At 35.7% G+C, this 15,986-nt stretch carries 20 protein-coding genes; 3 read left to right on the forward strand and 17 right to left on the reverse strand.

Features of this window, described 5'->3' with window-relative positions:
* Positions 1-58: 58 nt before the first annotated feature.
* The 3 genes from AB1279_RS16730 to AB1279_RS16740 are packed head-to-tail and all read right to left on the reverse strand — an operon-like array spanning position 59 to position 1,740.
* A complete protein-coding gene (locus tag AB1279_RS16730) occupies positions 59-247 on the reverse strand; it encodes a capping complex subunit for YIEGIA (RefSeq protein ID WP_429750955.1) in 189 nt (62 codons plus the stop codon).
* Positions 244-1,137: a YIEGIA family protein gene (locus tag AB1279_RS16735; protein ID WP_429750957.1), complete on the reverse strand. Its 894-nt coding sequence runs from the start codon at positions 1,135-1,137 to the stop codon at positions 244-246. The genes AB1279_RS16730 and AB1279_RS16735 overlap by 4 nt, the downstream gene beginning before the upstream one ends.
* Before the next feature lie 3 nt (positions 1,138-1,140).
* The gene (locus tag AB1279_RS16740) at positions 1,141-1,740 is read right to left on the reverse strand and encodes a YphA family membrane protein (protein ID WP_429750959.1); all 600 of its coding nucleotides are present in this window, start codon (positions 1,738-1,740) and stop codon (positions 1,141-1,143) included.
* Positions 1,741-1,856: 116 nt separating this feature from the next.
* On the opposite strand from AB1279_RS16740, the gene AB1279_RS16745 reads away from it, so the two are divergent.
* On the forward strand, positions 1,857-1,991 hold the full coding sequence (locus tag AB1279_RS16745; RefSeq protein WP_098309423.1) for a YpzI family protein: 135 nt from the start codon (positions 1,857-1,859) through the stop codon (positions 1,989-1,991).
* Positions 1,992-2,044: 53 nt separating this feature from the next.
* Here AB1279_RS16745 and AB1279_RS16750 read toward each other — a convergent pair whose 3' ends face one another.
* The gene (locus AB1279_RS16750; protein WP_429759971.1) at positions 2,045-2,365 is read right to left on the reverse strand and encodes a response regulator transcription factor; all 321 of its coding nucleotides are present in this window, start codon (positions 2,363-2,365) and stop codon (positions 2,045-2,047) included.
* Between the two features lie 135 nt (positions 2,366-2,500).
* On the opposite strand from AB1279_RS16750, the gene AB1279_RS16755 reads away from it, so the two are divergent.
* Positions 2,501-3,970: an RNA-guided endonuclease InsQ/TnpB family protein gene (locus AB1279_RS16755; protein WP_429759972.1), complete on the forward strand. Its 1,470-nt coding sequence runs from the start codon at positions 2,501-2,503 to the stop codon at positions 3,968-3,970.
* Positions 3,971-3,994: 24 nt separating this feature from the next.
* Here AB1279_RS16755 and AB1279_RS16760 read toward each other — a convergent pair whose 3' ends face one another.
* From AB1279_RS16760 to AB1279_RS16790, 7 genes are all read right to left on the reverse strand, one after another.
* Positions 3,995-4,264: a hypothetical protein gene (locus tag AB1279_RS16760; RefSeq protein WP_429759973.1), complete on the reverse strand. Its 270-nt coding sequence runs from the start codon at positions 4,262-4,264 to the stop codon at positions 3,995-3,997.
* Positions 4,265-4,271: 7 nt separating this feature from the next.
* Complete coding sequence (locus tag AB1279_RS16765; RefSeq protein ID WP_429759974.1) at positions 4,272-4,562, reverse strand: hypothetical protein; 291 nt, start codon at positions 4,560-4,562, stop codon at positions 4,272-4,274.
* Positions 4,563-4,910 (reverse strand): hypothetical protein, encoded by a 348-nt coding sequence (locus tag AB1279_RS16770; RefSeq protein WP_429759975.1) that lies wholly within the window; start codon positions 4,908-4,910, stop codon positions 4,563-4,565. It lies immediately after the preceding gene.
* A gap of 227 nt (positions 4,911-5,137) precedes the next feature.
* Positions 5,138-6,187 carry a type 2 isopentenyl-diphosphate Delta-isomerase gene (gene fni / locus AB1279_RS16775; protein ID WP_429759976.1) on the reverse strand — a complete coding sequence of 350 codons (1,050 nt, stop codon included), beginning with the start codon at positions 6,185-6,187 and terminating at the stop codon, positions 5,138-5,140.
* A gap of 12 nt (positions 6,188-6,199) precedes the next feature.
* On the reverse strand, positions 6,200-7,348 hold the full coding sequence (gene rpsA, locus AB1279_RS16780) for a 30S ribosomal protein S1 (RefSeq protein ID WP_429750969.1): 1,149 nt from the start codon (positions 7,346-7,348) through the stop codon (positions 6,200-6,202).
* Positions 7,349-7,565: 217 nt separating this feature from the next.
* A complete protein-coding gene (gene cmk, locus AB1279_RS16785) occupies positions 7,566-8,243 on the reverse strand; it encodes a (d)CMP kinase (protein WP_429761453.1) in 678 nt (225 codons plus the stop codon).
* A 226-nt stretch (positions 8,244-8,469) separates the two neighbouring features.
* On the reverse strand, positions 8,470-8,643 hold the full coding sequence (locus AB1279_RS16790; protein ID WP_429759978.1) for a YpfB family protein: 174 nt from the start codon (positions 8,641-8,643) through the stop codon (positions 8,470-8,472).
* 415 nt (positions 8,644-9,058) lie between these two features.
* Here AB1279_RS16790 and AB1279_RS16795 point away from each other — a divergent pair, with 415 nt between their 5' ends.
* Positions 9,059-10,030 (forward strand): asparaginase, encoded by a 972-nt coding sequence (locus AB1279_RS16795; RefSeq protein WP_429759979.1) that lies wholly within the window; start codon positions 9,059-9,061, stop codon positions 10,028-10,030.
* A gap of 198 nt (positions 10,031-10,228) precedes the next feature.
* Here the strand turns inward: AB1279_RS16795 and AB1279_RS16800 are convergent, their stop codons facing one another.
* The 6 genes from AB1279_RS16800 to AB1279_RS16825 form a co-directional block, all read right to left on the reverse strand.
* Positions 10,229-11,209, reverse strand: coding sequence for a YpdA family putative bacillithiol disulfide reductase (locus tag AB1279_RS16800; RefSeq protein ID WP_429759980.1), 981 nt, complete (start codon positions 11,207-11,209; stop codon positions 10,229-10,231).
* A gap of 119 nt (positions 11,210-11,328) precedes the next feature.
* On the reverse strand, positions 11,329-11,859 hold the full coding sequence (locus tag AB1279_RS16805) for a peptidoglycan recognition protein family protein (protein ID WP_429759981.1): 531 nt from the start codon (positions 11,857-11,859) through the stop codon (positions 11,329-11,331).
* Between the two features lie 82 nt (positions 11,860-11,941).
* The gene (locus AB1279_RS16810; RefSeq protein ID WP_429761455.1) at positions 11,942-12,175 is read right to left on the reverse strand and encodes a DUF3961 domain-containing protein; all 234 of its coding nucleotides are present in this window, start codon (positions 12,173-12,175) and stop codon (positions 11,942-11,944) included.
* 685 nt (positions 12,176-12,860) lie between these two features.
* Positions 12,861-14,144, reverse strand: coding sequence for an NAD-specific glutamate dehydrogenase (gudB, locus tag AB1279_RS16815; protein ID WP_429750976.1), 1,284 nt, complete (start codon positions 14,142-14,144; stop codon positions 12,861-12,863).
* Between the two features lie 244 nt (positions 14,145-14,388).
* The gene (locus tag AB1279_RS16820; RefSeq protein WP_429750978.1) at positions 14,389-14,994 is read right to left on the reverse strand and encodes a genetic competence negative regulator; all 606 of its coding nucleotides are present in this window, start codon (positions 14,992-14,994) and stop codon (positions 14,389-14,391) included.
* 83 nt (positions 14,995-15,077) lie between these two features.
* The gene (locus AB1279_RS16825; protein ID WP_429750980.1) at positions 15,078-15,968 is read right to left on the reverse strand and encodes a MerR family transcriptional regulator; all 891 of its coding nucleotides are present in this window, start codon (positions 15,966-15,968) and stop codon (positions 15,078-15,080) included.
* Positions 15,969-15,986 lie beyond the last annotated feature (18 nt).

Here is a 15,986-nt window from a genome sequence, read left to right on the forward strand (position 1 = left end):
GGATTTGCATTCCAGAATATTTCTCTTCATATCAAAACATCTCATATTATAGCACATTTCAAGAATGTTTCACAATAATATATAGGTTCTCTTGTAAGCGGTGTGCAATTCCATCTATAATCGCCTCTAAATTATTAGCAACAAACTCCATTTCTTCTACTGTCTCACATACAAATAATGGAGCGCCGCCACCGAATTTTTCTGGAATTGTTGTAATGACAGCAAGAATACATTTTTCTAATATCATCCTTTATCTCCCCTTCCTGTAGGAGCCTCAGAAGGCATATGAACGGCACTCTCTAACGTCGGAACATTTCCGATAATTTGGATAGCTTTATTCACATCTTGATCTTGCGGCAAAACAAACACACCTATTCTCCCATCATTTAAATCCCGTTTTGCAAGCGGTACAAGTGCTGGTGTTCCAGAATCTCGATAAATACCAAGCGCAACAGACATATCATGCAAAATCGCTTGTCTTTGCCCTAAATTCGCTAATGTTATTTTTGCATCAATAGACTTTGGTTTCAAAATAAATCCCATACCATACTTCATAATTTCTTTTTGTCTCGCTGGTAAACCAATATTCATAATATAAATATTATCTACATAAAGACCAGCTCCTTCAAAATGCGGTGGCACATGTTCAATTTCAACGAGATCTCGCAGCCGTTTACCAGACATTAACTTTTTCACAACAAAGAAACTTATTATTCCAGCTAAAATACCAGCGTACCACGATTTAAAACCTAAATAAGCAAAGGTGCTTACAAAAGACGTTAACATCGCTAAATAGTTACGGCTCTCAAACACAAGTGCAATTCCTTCAATATATGTATTACCCCGCGGGACAAGCTCATATCCGTCTAGCTGCTGCAATGTATTACGCTCCATATTACGCACATCACGAAACTGCGATGCCGCTAATGTCAGAAATGTAATAGCGGAAAAATCTTTCTTCAAAATAGATGGGATTGCAACTGCCCCAAGGGCAGATGCAGTAATTCCCATAGCGATATGAATAATCTTGCCATGCAAGCGAGTTGGATACTGCCTTGTATCAGTTTGAAGCATTAAAATTCGTGTAACTGTTCCAACAATTACTCCAAGTAAAATAGCCGATGTATATGAGTTCATAAACTACCCTTGCCCCTCCTTCACTTGTTTTTGCTTAAATTGCCCTGTGTATGTCATTATTTTTCCAACGCTATATAGAAGACTAAAGAACATTGTGGACACAGCAATCATATTAAAAAACTGCAAGCTCCCCAGCTGATACGGAAAATTAAGGTTCTTTAAAACAAAAGCTACAAACACTTCACCTTGCAAAGCCCCTACATATAATCCCCATATACGTAACAGACGGTCTCGATGCAATAAAATAGATGTATAAACGAGAATACCACTTAACATCCATGTACGATTTATAACAATCCAAATCGGATCGTATAATTCTATTAAGGAAAAACTTGTATATAGCATTGCGATTATAAGCGCACAAAGTAAAGTATAGATTTTTTTCCATACTGAATATACTGCAATTCCAGTAAATGAAATTCCGCCCAGCAAAAGAGCATTTGCTGAGATTGTGAAAGAAGAAATTGAAATCATTGTTTGCGAACAACTAATAAATAATAAAATGGCAGCACTAACATAAAGTCTAAACGTATCTTTTTTCAAAAAAAATGTTGCAACAATCCATCCCATCCACGCTAAAAAATAAAAATAACTTCCTGCCAAGTTATCACCTCCTATTATTTCCATTATGGGAATTTTTCATGAAAAATAATCCTGTTTTACAGCTGCATATTTTTAAAAATAACAGCAACACTTTGTACTAAGGAGGTGGGGACACCATGGGTAAAGATCGTCAAGAAAAAAAATTAAAACAATCGCGACGTGTGGAATCTGACCGCAGTCAGTCACTACAATATCCGGGCGCAACAGGATTCGATACACCAGAGCAAGCGCGAAAACAAAATCAACATTAAAACAAAAACAGCCAACGCGATGTTGGCTGTTACCTTTTTCCGTATATTTACATTTACTTTATAATTCCTTCTTCTGTCGCTTTCTTTATTGCTTCAACGCGATTTGATACATGAAGCTTTGAATAAATATTAATAATGTGCGTCTTAACTGTCGAAATAGATATGCACAACCGTTCACCAATTTTCTTATTTGACGCCCCAGTTGCAAGAACCTTCAGTACTTCTAATTCTCTATTACTTAAAATAAAATTCTCCTTATCATGATTTCCTAACTGTAATAACGTGTTTAAAAACTCCCTCTCTCTCTCATTTAAATCTTGCAATCGTTCTTCTTTTAATAACAACAACAATGTTTGAATTTGTTTATCTATCATACCTTTCGAGAGAACTCCCACCTCTAAACATATGTGAAGGTGGTGAGGTGAATCGAAAAAAATATTTTATGTTCAAAAAACAATAGAAACATATGTTCTTGTCTTGGTATAATATCCTTAACAAGGAGGTGAAAAATGACAATGGAAAATCAAACAAATTATAAAACTCTTCAGATTTGGATTAAAAAAGGGCATCGTATGTATTCTTATTTTCAAGAATCTTGCCAAAATGCTAAGAATATGTACAACACGACAAACTTTTATATACGACAAGTATATACAGATTTGACACAAGATAAGGAGTTGCAACCTTTACAAAAAGAAGTTTTGGATATAATTTTCAAAAATATTAAGAAGATGAATGATACACAACTTCTTGCCTATCAAAAGAAATTGGAAAAAGAGAAAACAAAACCAAAAGAAAAACAAAAAGAAGTGAAATGTAATTTGTTTTCAGAACCAACTACAGAAAAAACTTATGTAGATTATCATTTTCTGGATGCATTATTTAAAGTGATGATTCAGAATGATTATCGTGCTTTGCCTACGCAATCTAGTCAATCCATCATGAAAAATGTATTCCAAAATTGGAAGTCTTTTTTTGCTAGTTTAAAAGATTATAAAAAGAATCCAAATAAATATACTGGAAGACCTAGAATTCCAAAATATATTCGTTCTTCTGAAAAAGAGATTCTGTATACAAATCAAGATTGTGTCATTAAAAATGATAAGTTTTTAAAGTTTCCAAAGACAAAATTGCAATTAAACATTGGGAAATTAGGGTTTACTGAAGGTAAATTGAAGCAAGTTCGTGTCATTCCAAAATGCAATGAGTATGTAGTGGAATTGGTGGTAGATATTCCTTCAGAACAACAATCCGTTGAAGAGAATGGGCGTTATATGAGTATTGATTTAGGTATTGATAATCTTGCAACCATTGTAACAAACACAGGTATGAAACCTGTACTTGTTAAGGGCAAACATGTCAAAAGCATAAATCAATATTACAATAAAATGAAGCGCCATTTTACAAGTGTTCTCAGGAAAGGTAAACAAACAAAGGAAGGACCTTTTACTTCTAAAAGAATAGAAAAACTTCACCAAAAACGTTACCTGAAAATAAAGGACATCTTCCATAAAGCCAGTCATCATATTGTAAAACTAGCTCAAGAAGAGGAAATTTGCAAAATCGTTATTGGTCAAAACAAAAGTTGGAAGCAAGAAACGAATATGGGAAAGAAAAATAACCAAACGTTTTGCCATATCTCGCACAGTGTATTGATTCAAATGATTACATACAAAGCAAATGCAGTAGGCATTCAAGTTATTGTGACCGAGGAATCTTACACATCAAAAGCAAGTTTTCTAGATCATGACTTTATTCCAACGTATGGAACAAATGACCAAAGTGCAACGTTTTCAGGAAAACGAATGAAGCGTGGTATGTATCGTTCTGCAAAAGGAATCGAAATCAACGCAGACGTAAATGCTGCGGCTAATATTTTACGAAAAGTAGTCCCGAATGCATGGGCAAACGGGATAGAGGGGTTAGGCGTGAAACAGCTCGCTAGTGTGTTAACTCCACTGACGTTAATCGTCCGTTAGGTCGAAACGTTAGAAACCCCCACTTCAAGCTTTGCTAAGTGGGGGAGTATTCATCCTTGTATAAGGTAATAAAATGTGATTTTCATAACTATAATGAACCGCTTCTCGTAATAAATTTAAAAGCTCTCGCTTATGCTTTTGCATGTCATTTCCTAGGATAAGAACTTTTAATAATAACGCTTCTATTAATAGTACTTTCATTTTATGTTTCCTTGTAAATTCTGCAATTTCATCAAGTAACTGTAACGATTCCTGTATGTTTCCTTTCTGCAATAAAATCTGAGCATATAACATTTTATCTTCATTTCGTAGTTTCTTTTTTTCTTTTTTTCTTTTTTTGTTGATACATGACAGCAAATTGATCTAGTTGCTGCACATATTCTTCATCAACATGGATTGCATATTTTAGTAAGGAGGATATAAACAACTCATTTTGATATGCATCAAATGTTTGTAACTTTTGAATCGTTTCTTTCGCTTGCCGCTTATCACCTTTTAGAAATTGAAGTTCCATTACATTATATAAATAAGCTTTTCCTAAAGCAGCTTCGTCACCTTGTACATGTTGTAGTGATTTTTCAGCCTTATCCAATTATAAACGCTTTAAATAAATACCCGTAATTCCAATATGACAAGTTACTGTGAGAGCTGATAAAAATGAATGTTGCTCAATCACCTCAAAAAGCTGATTATATAACCTCTCACACTCTTTTAAATCTCCTAATTCCTCTTTAATCTGACATAAAGAACTTAAAATGCCCATTTTGACATATGGATTTTTCATTCTCTTCTCAAGCATAGACGCTTTATCAAGCATATATAGTGCATCCTTGATTCGCTCCTGAAACCACAGAAAAAATGATAATTCTACATAAATAATCGCCTTGGTTACATCACTTATATCCATGTCTTCAATTTCATTTATAAACAAAACATCCAATTGTAAATTTTCTTCCTCATTGTATGGATTTTATAAACAAAAAAAATCAACCGAATGGTTGATTCATTCGGTTGATTTTTATCTCGCTATTCGTAGACAGTAAGCCCCCCACTGATGGAAATTTCACTTTATCCTGTCCTAACAAGCAATAATACATTGTGACCAATGTCGAATAAATAAAATGCAGCGTTTAGGATTCACTTCATCTTAACTAAGATGTATTTCAATTAGCGCCTACTATATATTGTTGTATCAATCCCACGCTGGGTAAGCCAATGGTATGTATCACCATTAATAACAATTGGCACTCGTTGAAGCTCAGCGATTGTTCGCACCCCCAGCGCTGTCATGATAAACTTTAAATCTGTATGTAATACTTCTATTTCTTCTATTAATTTCTCAATACCTTCATTCATCAGTATTCGTAAAAAATGGCCGGCAAACGCCACAGCCGATGCTCCTAATGCTAAAGATTTCGCTACATCAAGTGCTGTTTGAATACCACCTGATGCAATAATAGAGAGGTTTTTTTGTGTAGAGGATGCTTCAATTAAAGATGAAACAGTCGGAATGCCCCACTCATTGAAATAAGAAAGCACTCTCTGCCTTCTTTCATTTTCAACCGCAGCAAAGTTTGTGCCGCCATAACCACCAATATCTATAGTAGAAACACCAACACCAGCTAAATTCTCTACTGTTTCTTTACTCATGCCAAAACCAACTTCTTTTACTATAACAGGAACAGAAGAGTACTTTACAATTTGTTCGATTCTCTCTAATGCACCTGTAAAGTCTCTATCGCCTTCTGGCATTGTCAATTCTTGAATGACGTTCAAATGAATTTGCAACGCATTTGCTTCAAGCATATCAACAGCTCGCTGCGCTTGTTCTACTGTTGCTTCGCTTCCTAAGTTTGCGATAACAATTCCATTCGGATTCACTTTTCTCACAATTTTATAAGATGCAGCTTCATTCGGATCTTTTAAAGCTGCCATTTGCGAACCAACAGCCATCGCAAGCTGATGCTGATGCGCTACCCAGGCTAGTTGTTCGTTAATATGTAGTGTGTGCTCTCCACCACCACCAGTCATCGCATTGATAAAAATCGGCGAACTTAAAGAAAGTTCGCCGATTCCTGTTTGAAATGATATACTTTCATAACTTATATTTGGTAAACTTTGATGAACAAAAGCAATGTCATGAAAGCCATGTGTACGAGACTGTCCGGTAGAAAGAGCATACTCAATATGTTCTAATTTACGCTTTGCTCTTACCACACGTATCCCTCATTATTTCTTTAATTTTTTTAGCTGTTCTCCAATAATATCACCTAATTGGAATGTTGCAGAATCAGAAGATGGTTCATATTTACTGTAATCTTCTGTTACATTATTTTCTTCAAGTGCTTCTTTTATACTTAAGGAAATACGTTTTTCTTCTGAATGAACTTCTAACACCTTTACTTTTACGCCTTGTCCGATTTCTAATACTTCATTCGGATTTTTCACATGACGATTTGCAATTTGCGAGACATGTACAAGTCCTTCTACACCAGGAAGAATCTCAACGAATGCCCCGAAAGTAACAAGACGTTTTACTTTCCCATCTAATATATCGCCTGCTTTTACTTGATTTGCAACATTCCCCCAAGGTCCTGGCTGTGCTGCTTTAATAGATAGAGAAATACGCTGTGTATCAGCATCAACAGATAAAACTTTTACTTTTACAGTTTGTCCCTCTGCTAATACATCAGATGGTTGTTCTACACGATCATGAGAGATTTGTGAAATATGAACTAAACCATCCACACCACCAACATTTACAAACGCTCCAAAATCAGTTAAACGTTGTACCGTTCCTTCTACAATATCTCCTTCTTTTAAAGAAGAAACCGCTGCTTTTTTCTTCATTTCTAACTCTTGTTCCACCACTGCCTTATGAGAAAGAATAACACGATTTTTCTCACGATCTAATTCTACAATTTTTACTGCCAATGTTTTCTCTTTATAATCAGTAAAATCTTCAACGTAATGCACTTCTACAAGTGAAGCTGGAATAAAACCACGCACACCAAGGTCAACAACTAGACCTCCGTTCACGATATCTTTGATTGTTACATCGAACACTTCACCTGATGTAAATTTCCCTTGTAATACTTCCCATGCTTTTTCTGCATCTACAGCACGCTTAGATAACACTAAGTCATCATCTTCTAATTTAATTACTTTTAACTCAAGAGTTTGTTCTACTTCTACAACATCGCCTGCTTTTTCAATATGGACATTCGCCAATTCACTAATTGGAATGACACCATCAGTTTTGTACCCGACATTCACAAATACTTGCTTGTCTTCGACTTTTGTTACTGTACCTGTAACAATATCACCTACTTGTAACGCCTTTGTGTTCACAACTTCTTCATTCATTTTTTCTACCATGGAAATACCTCCCTACTGAAATGGCAAAGCATCTTTATGTATATACGAAATGGAAACAATAGCTTCCATTTGCATGTATGTAAAATATTTAGAAAATACCCTCTTTTACTAACTTCTAACAAATTGACGAATTTGTCAAGAAAATTGTCTCATTAATCAATCGGAAGAATCGTACATTTTTAAAAATAAAAATAAGGAAAGAGGATAACCTCTTCCCTTATTTTGCGAACGTTTCCGATACAATATCCATAATCTTTTGAACTACTTCTTCAATAGACAAAGACGTTGTATCTAATTCCGTTGCATCCTCAGCTTTCTTTAATGGAGATACTTCACGTTCAGAATCTAATTTATCACGGCGTGCAATTTCTTCTTTTAGTTGTTCTAAATTAGAAGGAAATCCTTTTTGTGTGTTTTCTAAATGTCTTCTCTCTGCTCGTTCCTCAACAGAAGCTAACATAAAAATTTTCACTTCCGCATCCGGCAATACATGCGTGCCAATATCACGTCCATCCATAACAACGCCGCCTTTTTCTGCTAGCGCTTGTTGACGACGCACCATTTCTTCACGAACGAGGCGATGTCTTGCCACAATTGATACACGATTTGTTACGTCTGGTGTACGAATCACTTCTGACACATCTTGCCCATTTAAAAAGACAAGTTGTACATTTTCTCCATGTTGAAATTTAATATCTATATTTTTTATGACTTCCATTAACTTTTCTTCATTCTCGATATCAACACCTTGCTGCAGTGCTGCATACGTTACTGTGCGATACATTGCACCCGTATCAATATAAACATAAGAAAGTTTTTTAGCAACAATTTTGGCAACCGTACTTTTACCCGCAGCTGCAGGACCATCAATTGCAATCGAAATTCGTTTGTCCATTGTAACACCCCATTTTTCACTTATAAAAACAGAAGGAAAAGCAGGTACGTCTCCCCCTGCTTCTCTCATAATCGTTTCACTTTACATTAACAGGCAGTAAAAGCCTGATTGGTTGAATGAACGATCGACGTGGAGAAAAATTCTCCTACAAATAATCGTTTCAATTTATTCCGTTTCAAGTCCTCAACCATTGTAGCATAATCCTCCTTAGAAGCAAATGAAAAACCTATTCATTCACCTCTAAAATTTTTGTCATAACCCCTTTTGTTACACCTTCATAATATACAACTTTTGATAAATATTTCGCTATATGGTCTTGGGTTAAAAGTAATTGGACAATACATAAACAAAGACATTGTACAATAAGGATACGAATTAAGATCTTCTCTATTTTCTTCAAATTTCACATCTCCTTTTACTTATTATCTCGCTACTTTTCGTCGGTAACTCTCACTTCAAGATTTTGAGGAAATAAAGCAGATAGGTCATAAATAACTGCTGACATACGTTCGAATGGCGAGAGTTTTCCATTAGTGAAGAAGACCGCTTCCAACTCACAAAAACTTCATTTTATCCCGTACTAAAGGGCACCCGAAGATTATGAAAAACCAGAGGATATATGGGAGATGGCTGCTTGTATGAGCTCGACTAGTTCAACTAACCAAGCGCCAGAGATGAAGCTTCCACTATTAGATATTTCACTTTATTTTCATTTTGATAATCTCTTATAAGTTTTATACTTTTCCATTGTCGAACTCCGTCAAATCATGTTATGTTCTTAATGTATTTTCATTGATTGGAGAGGGGTAAAGGCATTGAAAAAAATTCTTGTTTTACACACAGGTGGAACAATTGCGATGGAAGAAGATAAAGAAACTGGAGTTGTTCAACCAGGTGCGCAAAATCCACTTTTAAAATTCATTCCAAATTTAGGAGAAGATATCGATTTAATTGTTGAAGATGTCTTTCATCTTCCATCTCCTCACATGACACCAAATGAAATGCTACAATTGCAAGTCATGATTGACGAGAAGGTTAAGAACGATAACATGCAAGGGGTTGTCATCACACACGGAACGGATACATTGGAAGAAACAGCTTATTTCCTTGACTTAACTGTACAAGCTGATGTACCAATTGTCGTGACAGGGGCAATGCGTTCAAGTAATGAATTAGGTGCTGATGGTTTATATAACTTTTTGTCAGCTGTTAAAGTTGCTAGTAGTGAAGAAGCAAAAGGAAAAGGTGTCCTTGTCGTATTAAATGATGAAATTCACTGTGCAACGAATGTGACAAAAACACATACAAGTAACGTGGCAACGTTCCAAAGTCCGCAATATGGTCCAATTGGCATGGTAACGAAGCGTGGTGTTGTCTTTCACCAAGCATTAGTACATCACGAAAAATATGCGGTTACACAAATTACAAAAAACATTGTTATATTAAAGGCATATGCAGGTATGGATGATACGTTATTATCTGCAATTGAGCAGCTTCCCGTTGATGGAATTATCATCGAAGCACTTGGACAAGGAAACTTACCGCCACGCACACTTCCTGCACTGCAACGTTTAATAAATAAAGGTATTCCAGTTGTTCTTGTTTCTCGCTGCTTCAACGGAATTGTTCAAGATGTATATTCTTATGAGGGTGGCGGCAAACATTTGAAAAACATGGGCATCATCTTCACATATGGTTTAAATGCTCAAAAAGCACGTATTAAGTTGCTCGTTGGACTAGAAGTAACAAATGAACAAGCAAAGATTCAAGCCATGTTTAGACATTAAAATACGATTGTAACAAAAACCACCTTCGTCTAATTCCTAAAACTACGAATTAGACGAGGGTGGTTTTCATTTTTCATTATTCATTACTAAAATAAAACTTCCATCAGTGAGGGGGTTTCTTCATCCCCCGCCTATCTTCTTCACTTTTCTCTCAATCTTGAGGTGGGGCTTATTGCCCGCGAGTAGCGGGATAAATTTTTACTGTTCACGTTCTGCAATAATTTTCGCAATCGCGTCTCCATGAAATCTTCCATTTTCTATAAAAATTTCATTCGCATTATTACCAGCAGCAATTACACCAGCAATAAAAATTCCTTTCACATTCGTTTCCATCGTTTCCTCTTTATATAGGGGTCTTCCTGTTTCAGGATCAATTTCTACCCCCATTTTTGTTAAAAAACTATGGTCTGGATGATAGCCTGTCATCGCAAACACATAATCATTTGAAATCGTGTACTCTTCATCTTCTACTGCATATATGACTGTAGATTCCGTAATTTCTTTTACATGTGCTCCAAACTCCATTTTTATCGTACCTTGACGAACTAACGCTTCAAATTCTGGTAAAATCCACGGTTTAATACTTGGAGAATAAACTTGACCCCGATATAAAACAGTCACACGTGCTCCACATTTTACAAGTTCTAACGCCGCATCTACACTTGAATTCTTTCCTCCAATTACTACAACATCACGATCAAAATAAGGATGTCCTTCTTTGAAATAATGCGCTACTTTTTCTAACTCTTCTCCCGGAACATTCATATAATTAGGATTGTCATAATATCCAGTTGCGATAATAACATATTTTGCTTTATACGCCTCTTGCTTTCCGTCCCCTTTTATTGTTTGAACAAAAAAGAAACCCTCTTCTTTCTTTACCTCTTCCACCCGTTCAAACGCGTTCACACGTACATGTTTCCGTTTTACTACTTCACGATAATACGCTAATGCTTGATTCCGGACAGGCTTACGATTTTCTGTAATAAAGGCAACTCCACCAATTTCTAGCTTTTCACTAGAAGAAAAAAACGTTTGGTGCGTTGGATAATTATAGATTGCATTAACAATATTTCCTTTTTCAATTACAAGTGGATTAATCCCAACATTTTGCAGGGCAATTGCTGCTGCTAATCCACATGGTCCGCCTCCGATAATAATTGCTGTTTCCTTTTGCATATAAGGCTCAACTCCTAGTCTTCTGCTCTATCTATTCAAATAAAAAATTACAAAACAAGAAAAAACCTACTTTTAGCAGTAGGCACCTATCTTTATTGTATTCATTTTTCATATATTTGTCATCTATACGATACGTACATACGATAGACGTCCGCTAAAAATTGTCGAAAAGGTATACCTTGATTACTTAATACATGTTCCGGATCAATTTTACGAGCAGGATCAAGCTTCTTATGCGAAACAATATCTGTCTTTGGATTTAAACCAAAATTATGGCACAAATATGCATGATACCAAGTAAAACGCGTATATGCATCCCAAAAATTTATATTTCCACCGTAGCAAAGTTCAACACCAATTGCTGCACTATTAGCATTGTAACCATATATATCATTATCTGTCGGAACATTGTACCGAACATGATAGGCTACCTCATTAATCGGAATAATCTCTAGTATAGTTTTATCATCAATAAATGTATGAGCTGAAGCTTTTGGTTGCACATCATTAAAGTAGTCTCGATTTCCAATTGCATTACTGCCTGGATTTCCTGTATCATGACTGACAATAAAACGAACTTTTGAAAGTCGAATACCGGGCCGAGAGCCTCCATGTTTAATATAATTTCGCTGTATAGGAAACTTCGCCATTCACATCATCTCCGCTCTAATAAAATTATCTTTCTAATCTTATATGTATTCAGATGATGCGTCCCTATCGCAAACATTATTATCAAAACAGAAAATCCATCATATTTGAAACAAATATCATAAATAACAGTATACTTATTGCCACCGTATAAAAACCATAAAACCAAATTTCATCTTGTTTCGTTTCTAAACCAAAAAAACGATTCACTTTACGTAAGAAAGAAGAGCGTTTCACATGCTTCTTACGTAAAACTTCAACTCGCTCCATTACATGTATTGGCATCATAAAACGTTGTTCTGCAGTCGTCTTCATTATAATCTCTCCTTTATCTGATTGGTGAGAGCTTCCCATCAATAAAGGATGAAGAAACTCTCCACTAATGAGAAGTTCACTTTATTTCGTTTCCATTTTTTCCATCTAAGGAGAGTATAGCACAAACGTTCTGTTAGAACAAGTGTTCTTTTGATGTTTTTTACAAACTCACATAACCCATAAGCAATACAACTAGTACCCCACAACTGCGATGACCAGTCCTCAACTAATAATCAATCGGACTTTTACGGGCAATTTATCCTCACCTAACTTCTATGCTTTCACTATATTTTAAGGTGAGGATATCACACTGTCCGTTATACCCTAGGTAGATGCTTCCCATCGTATCTGAACAAGCCTTGTCTTGTCCGATTGTTTTTCTTCCAATCTCTCTTCTAAATCAACAATTCACTGTTCTAATTCATCCACCCGCTGCACCCGGGTCAATTCACACCTTCTATTCCCATTCCCCTTTCTTCAACCTTACTCAGCCATGTGCAGGCTAAACCTTCCATTCAAAATCCAGCGAAAACAAAGGAGATGAGCTAGTCTGCGCCCGAGTGGTAAGAGCTTTCCGCTAAAGAGAAAGAAACCTGATGGAAATTTCATTCTATCTTACAATATAATTACAACAAAAAACCGCAACTTCCTTTACAGGAAATTGCGGTCTGCTTTATCAATAATCGGTTTATACCCAACCTCTGAAGCGGCTTGCTTCTGCCATTTTACGAACACCAACCATATAAGCTGCTAAACGCATATTCACTTTGCGAACTTGCGCTGTTTCGTAAATAGAATCAAATGAGCTTACCATTACTTTTTCTAAACGAGCTTCTACTTCTTCTTCAGTCCAGTAGTAACCTTGATTATTTTGTACCCATTCAAAGTAAGAAACTGTTACGCCACCAGCACTTGCTAATACGTCTGGAACAAGTAAAATGCCACGTTCTGTTAAAATTTTTGTTGCTTCTAACGTTGTAGGGCCATTCGCTGCTTCTACAACAATTTTCGCTTTAATATCCGCTGCATTTTCTTCTGTAATTTGATTTTCAATTGCAGCTGGTACTAAAATATCACAATCTAGTTCTAATAATTCTTTATTTGAAATTGTATTATTAAACAATTTTGTTACCGTACCGAAGCTATCACGACGGTCTAATAAGTAATCGATATCTAAGCCGTTTGGATCATGAAGTGCACCGTAAGCATCGGAAATTGCAATTACCTTCGCTCCTGCATCGTGCATAAACTTCGCTAAGAAACTACCTGCATTTCCGAACCCTTGTACAACAACTCGCGCGCCTTTAATATCAATACCACGTTTTTTAGCTGCTTCGCGAATACAAATTGTTACACCCTTTGCAGTCGCTGTTTCACGGCCATGAGATCCCCCTAATACAAGCGGCTTTCCTGTAATAAATCCAGGTGAGTTAAATTCGTCAATACGGCTATATTCATCCATCATCCATGCCATAATTTGTGAATTTGTAAATACATCTGGAGCTGGAATATCTTTCGTTGGACCTACGATTTGGCTAATTGCTCTTACATAGCCACGGCTTAATCTTTCTAGCTCACGGAAAGACATTTCACGTGGATCACAAATGATACCACCTTTACCACCACCATACGGCAGATCAACAATACCACATTTTAGGCTCATCCAAATCGAAAGTGCCTTTACTTCATTTTCCGTTACATTCGGATGAAAGCGGATACCACCTTTTGTTGGACCAACAGCATCATTATGCTGAGCACGATATCCTGTAAATATTTTAACAGTTCCATCATCCATACGAACTGGGATCTTCACTGTCATCATACGAACTGGTTCTTTAAGTAATTCATATACCTCGTTTGGATAACCCAATTTCTCTAAGGCTTCTTTAATAACAATTTGCGTCGAATTCAATAATTCAAAATGTTGTTCTCTTTGTTGTGTTTGTGTTTGAGCTCCCTTTTCGGCTACCATAGTAAGTAAACCCCCTGTAATTTCACTTGTTTAGTAAACCTTCATTGCCTAGTATACACTCTTAAAATAGGAATGCAAGAGAAAACGCTAACAAATATATACAAACCTTTTTATCGTTTGCAAACGTTTTCAATATCATTATAGTCCTTTTATTCTTTTTAGCAAGGCGAAATACTTAAAAAACTATTATTTTTTCATATAATAATTAAATATTTTACATAAGGAAAAACCTCAACTGCATCACCTAGCTGAGGTTTTCTTTTGTGATAAAATAATTGTATATTTGCTCAATTGCTTCATTTGCCATAAGCTCTTTTCCATATTCCATCATTCGGTAAATTGTAATTGTGGAGGAGCTACCAAACTCTGCTAAAATGGCAATCATATCTTCTTTCAATAACGTAGTAGAATCTTCTTCTAACCATAAATAAAAACGATTTTGCCACGTATAAAGCTTTCCACCTGTTACTCCGAGACTATATAAACGACCCGCTAATGCAATTACATCCTCCAATGAAGTAAATTCGTATAGTATATGTTCGCTCTCATCAAGAGTAACTTGCATTTCAATGAATTCATCTTGAAATTCCTCTTCCGTATCTGACTCCTGATTCTCTTTCGTAACAATAACAACCATACCTTGGGCTTGTAACGAAAACACCTCTACCGCAATCGGACCATCTGCCTCAAAGCCGAGCTCTTTATTCGCTTCTTGCATCATATCTCGAAACAGTTGTTGTACTTTCGGTGCATTTTTCCATAAATCTTCCTTTGTAAGTCCACGTTCTGACAAATCGTCGAACGTCAGAAAGATTTTAATTTTATTATAATTTAAACGTTCCAACCTCATCCCGTAACCTCCTTACGCAACCGTTGCATTTAATTTTTATTATATGAAACAGAAAATAGATGGTTCTTTCCGAACAACCATTCTCACATTTTTAACCATTCATCCCATTCTTCTTTCGTATGCCCAACAAACCAGTTACGAGCCTCTTTGTTTTCTTCATTAGAAAATTCAAAAACAAAACCACTAAGCCCAATACAAAGGTTTGCATATTGTTCATGTAATCTCTTTGCAAGCTGAACACTTGCCGTTACATTTTCTTTTATTGTACAAGAAATAAACAAGATTTTAGGATTTACTTTTTTGATTACATCATCAATATCAATTTCTTCTATGCCTGTCCCAATATAGGTTACTGGATAACCTTTTCGGCGCAAATATGTTGTAAAAATAAATAATCCAAGTTCACATAATTCCCCGGGAGCGCATATAGAAAGTACCTTTGGTAGTCCTGTATGAATCGGCATACTATGATAAATCACTCCGATACGCGAGCGTAAAAATGAAGCCGCATACCGTTCCTCTGCACTTGTTATTTTTTCATTCAAGCGCATTTCTCTTAACCTTACAAGCAATTTTACTAATACATCTGTAATCACTTTATCTATAGAAAAAATACTAAAAGCTTCATCCAGTAACTCAAGAGCTTGTATTTCATCAAATTTTAACAAAGAATAAAGGATATCGTCTACTAAAAGTTCTACTTTATTATATTCTATTTCTGATAAATTGTGATTTTGTAATTGGTTATTTTCTAATAAACTAACCGCTTGTCCAATGGTAAATCCTTGATTCACTTTGTTAATAAGCCATTTTAATATTTGGACATGTTCTTCTGTATATAATCGATGCCCAGCATTATTACGTTTCGGTGCAATAACTTGGTACCGTCTTTCCCAAGCTCGCAATGTGCCCGGGTGTATACCGAGCATATTTGAAACCAATTTAATGTTATATTTACCTATTGAACTTGGCATATCTTTTCCCACCTTAAA

It is taken from the genome of Bacillus sp. S14(2024), from assembly GCF_050473785.1.
GTDB lineage: Bacteria > Bacillota > Bacilli > Bacillales > Bacillaceae_G > Bacillus_A > Bacillus_A yunxiaonensis.

Excerpts from the sequence above, each read along its gene's own strand:
- AB1279_RS16730 (WP_429750955.1), bottom strand. The coding sequence starts at position 247 with ATGATATTAGAAAAATGTATTCTTGCTGTCATTACAACAATTCCAGAA.
- AB1279_RS16735 (WP_429750957.1), bottom strand. The coding sequence starts at position 1,137 with ATGAACTCATATACATCGGCTATTTTACTTGGAGTAATTGTTGGAACA.
- AB1279_RS16745 (WP_098309423.1), top strand. The coding sequence starts at position 1,857 with ATGGGTAAAGATCGTCAAGAAAAAAAATTAAAACAATCGCGACGTGTG.
- AB1279_RS16750 (WP_429759971.1), bottom strand. The coding sequence starts at position 2,365 with ATGATAGATAAACAAATTCAAACATTGTTGTTGTTATTAAAAGAAGAA.
- AB1279_RS16755 (WP_429759972.1), top strand. The coding sequence starts at position 2,501 with ATGACAATGGAAAATCAAACAAATTATAAAACTCTTCAGATTTGGATT.
- AB1279_RS16760 (WP_429759973.1), bottom strand. The coding sequence starts at position 4,264 with ATGTTATATGCTCAGATTTTATTGCAGAAAGGAAACATACAGGAATCG.
- rpsA (WP_429750969.1), bottom strand. The coding sequence starts at position 7,348 with ATGGTAGAAAAAATGAATGAAGAAGTTGTGAACACAAAGGCGTTACAA.
- cmk (WP_429761453.1), bottom strand. The coding sequence starts at position 8,243 with ATGGACAAACGAATTTCGATTGCAATTGATGGTCCTGCAGCTGCGGGT.
- AB1279_RS16800 (WP_429759980.1), bottom strand. The coding sequence starts at position 11,209 with ATGCAAAAGGAAACAGCAATTATTATCGGAGGCGGACCATGTGGATTA.
- AB1279_RS16805 (WP_429759981.1), bottom strand. The coding sequence starts at position 11,859 with ATGGCGAAGTTTCCTATACAGCGAAATTATATTAAACATGGAGGCTCT.
- gudB (WP_429750976.1), bottom strand. The coding sequence starts at position 14,144 with ATGGTAGCCGAAAAGGGAGCTCAAACACAAACACAACAAAGAGAACAA.
- AB1279_RS16820 (WP_429750978.1), bottom strand. The coding sequence starts at position 14,994 with ATGAGGTTGGAACGTTTAAATTATAATAAAATTAAAATCTTTCTGACG.
- AB1279_RS16825 (WP_429750980.1), bottom strand. The coding sequence starts at position 15,968 with ATGCCAAGTTCAATAGGTAAATATAACATTAAATTGGTTTCAAATATG.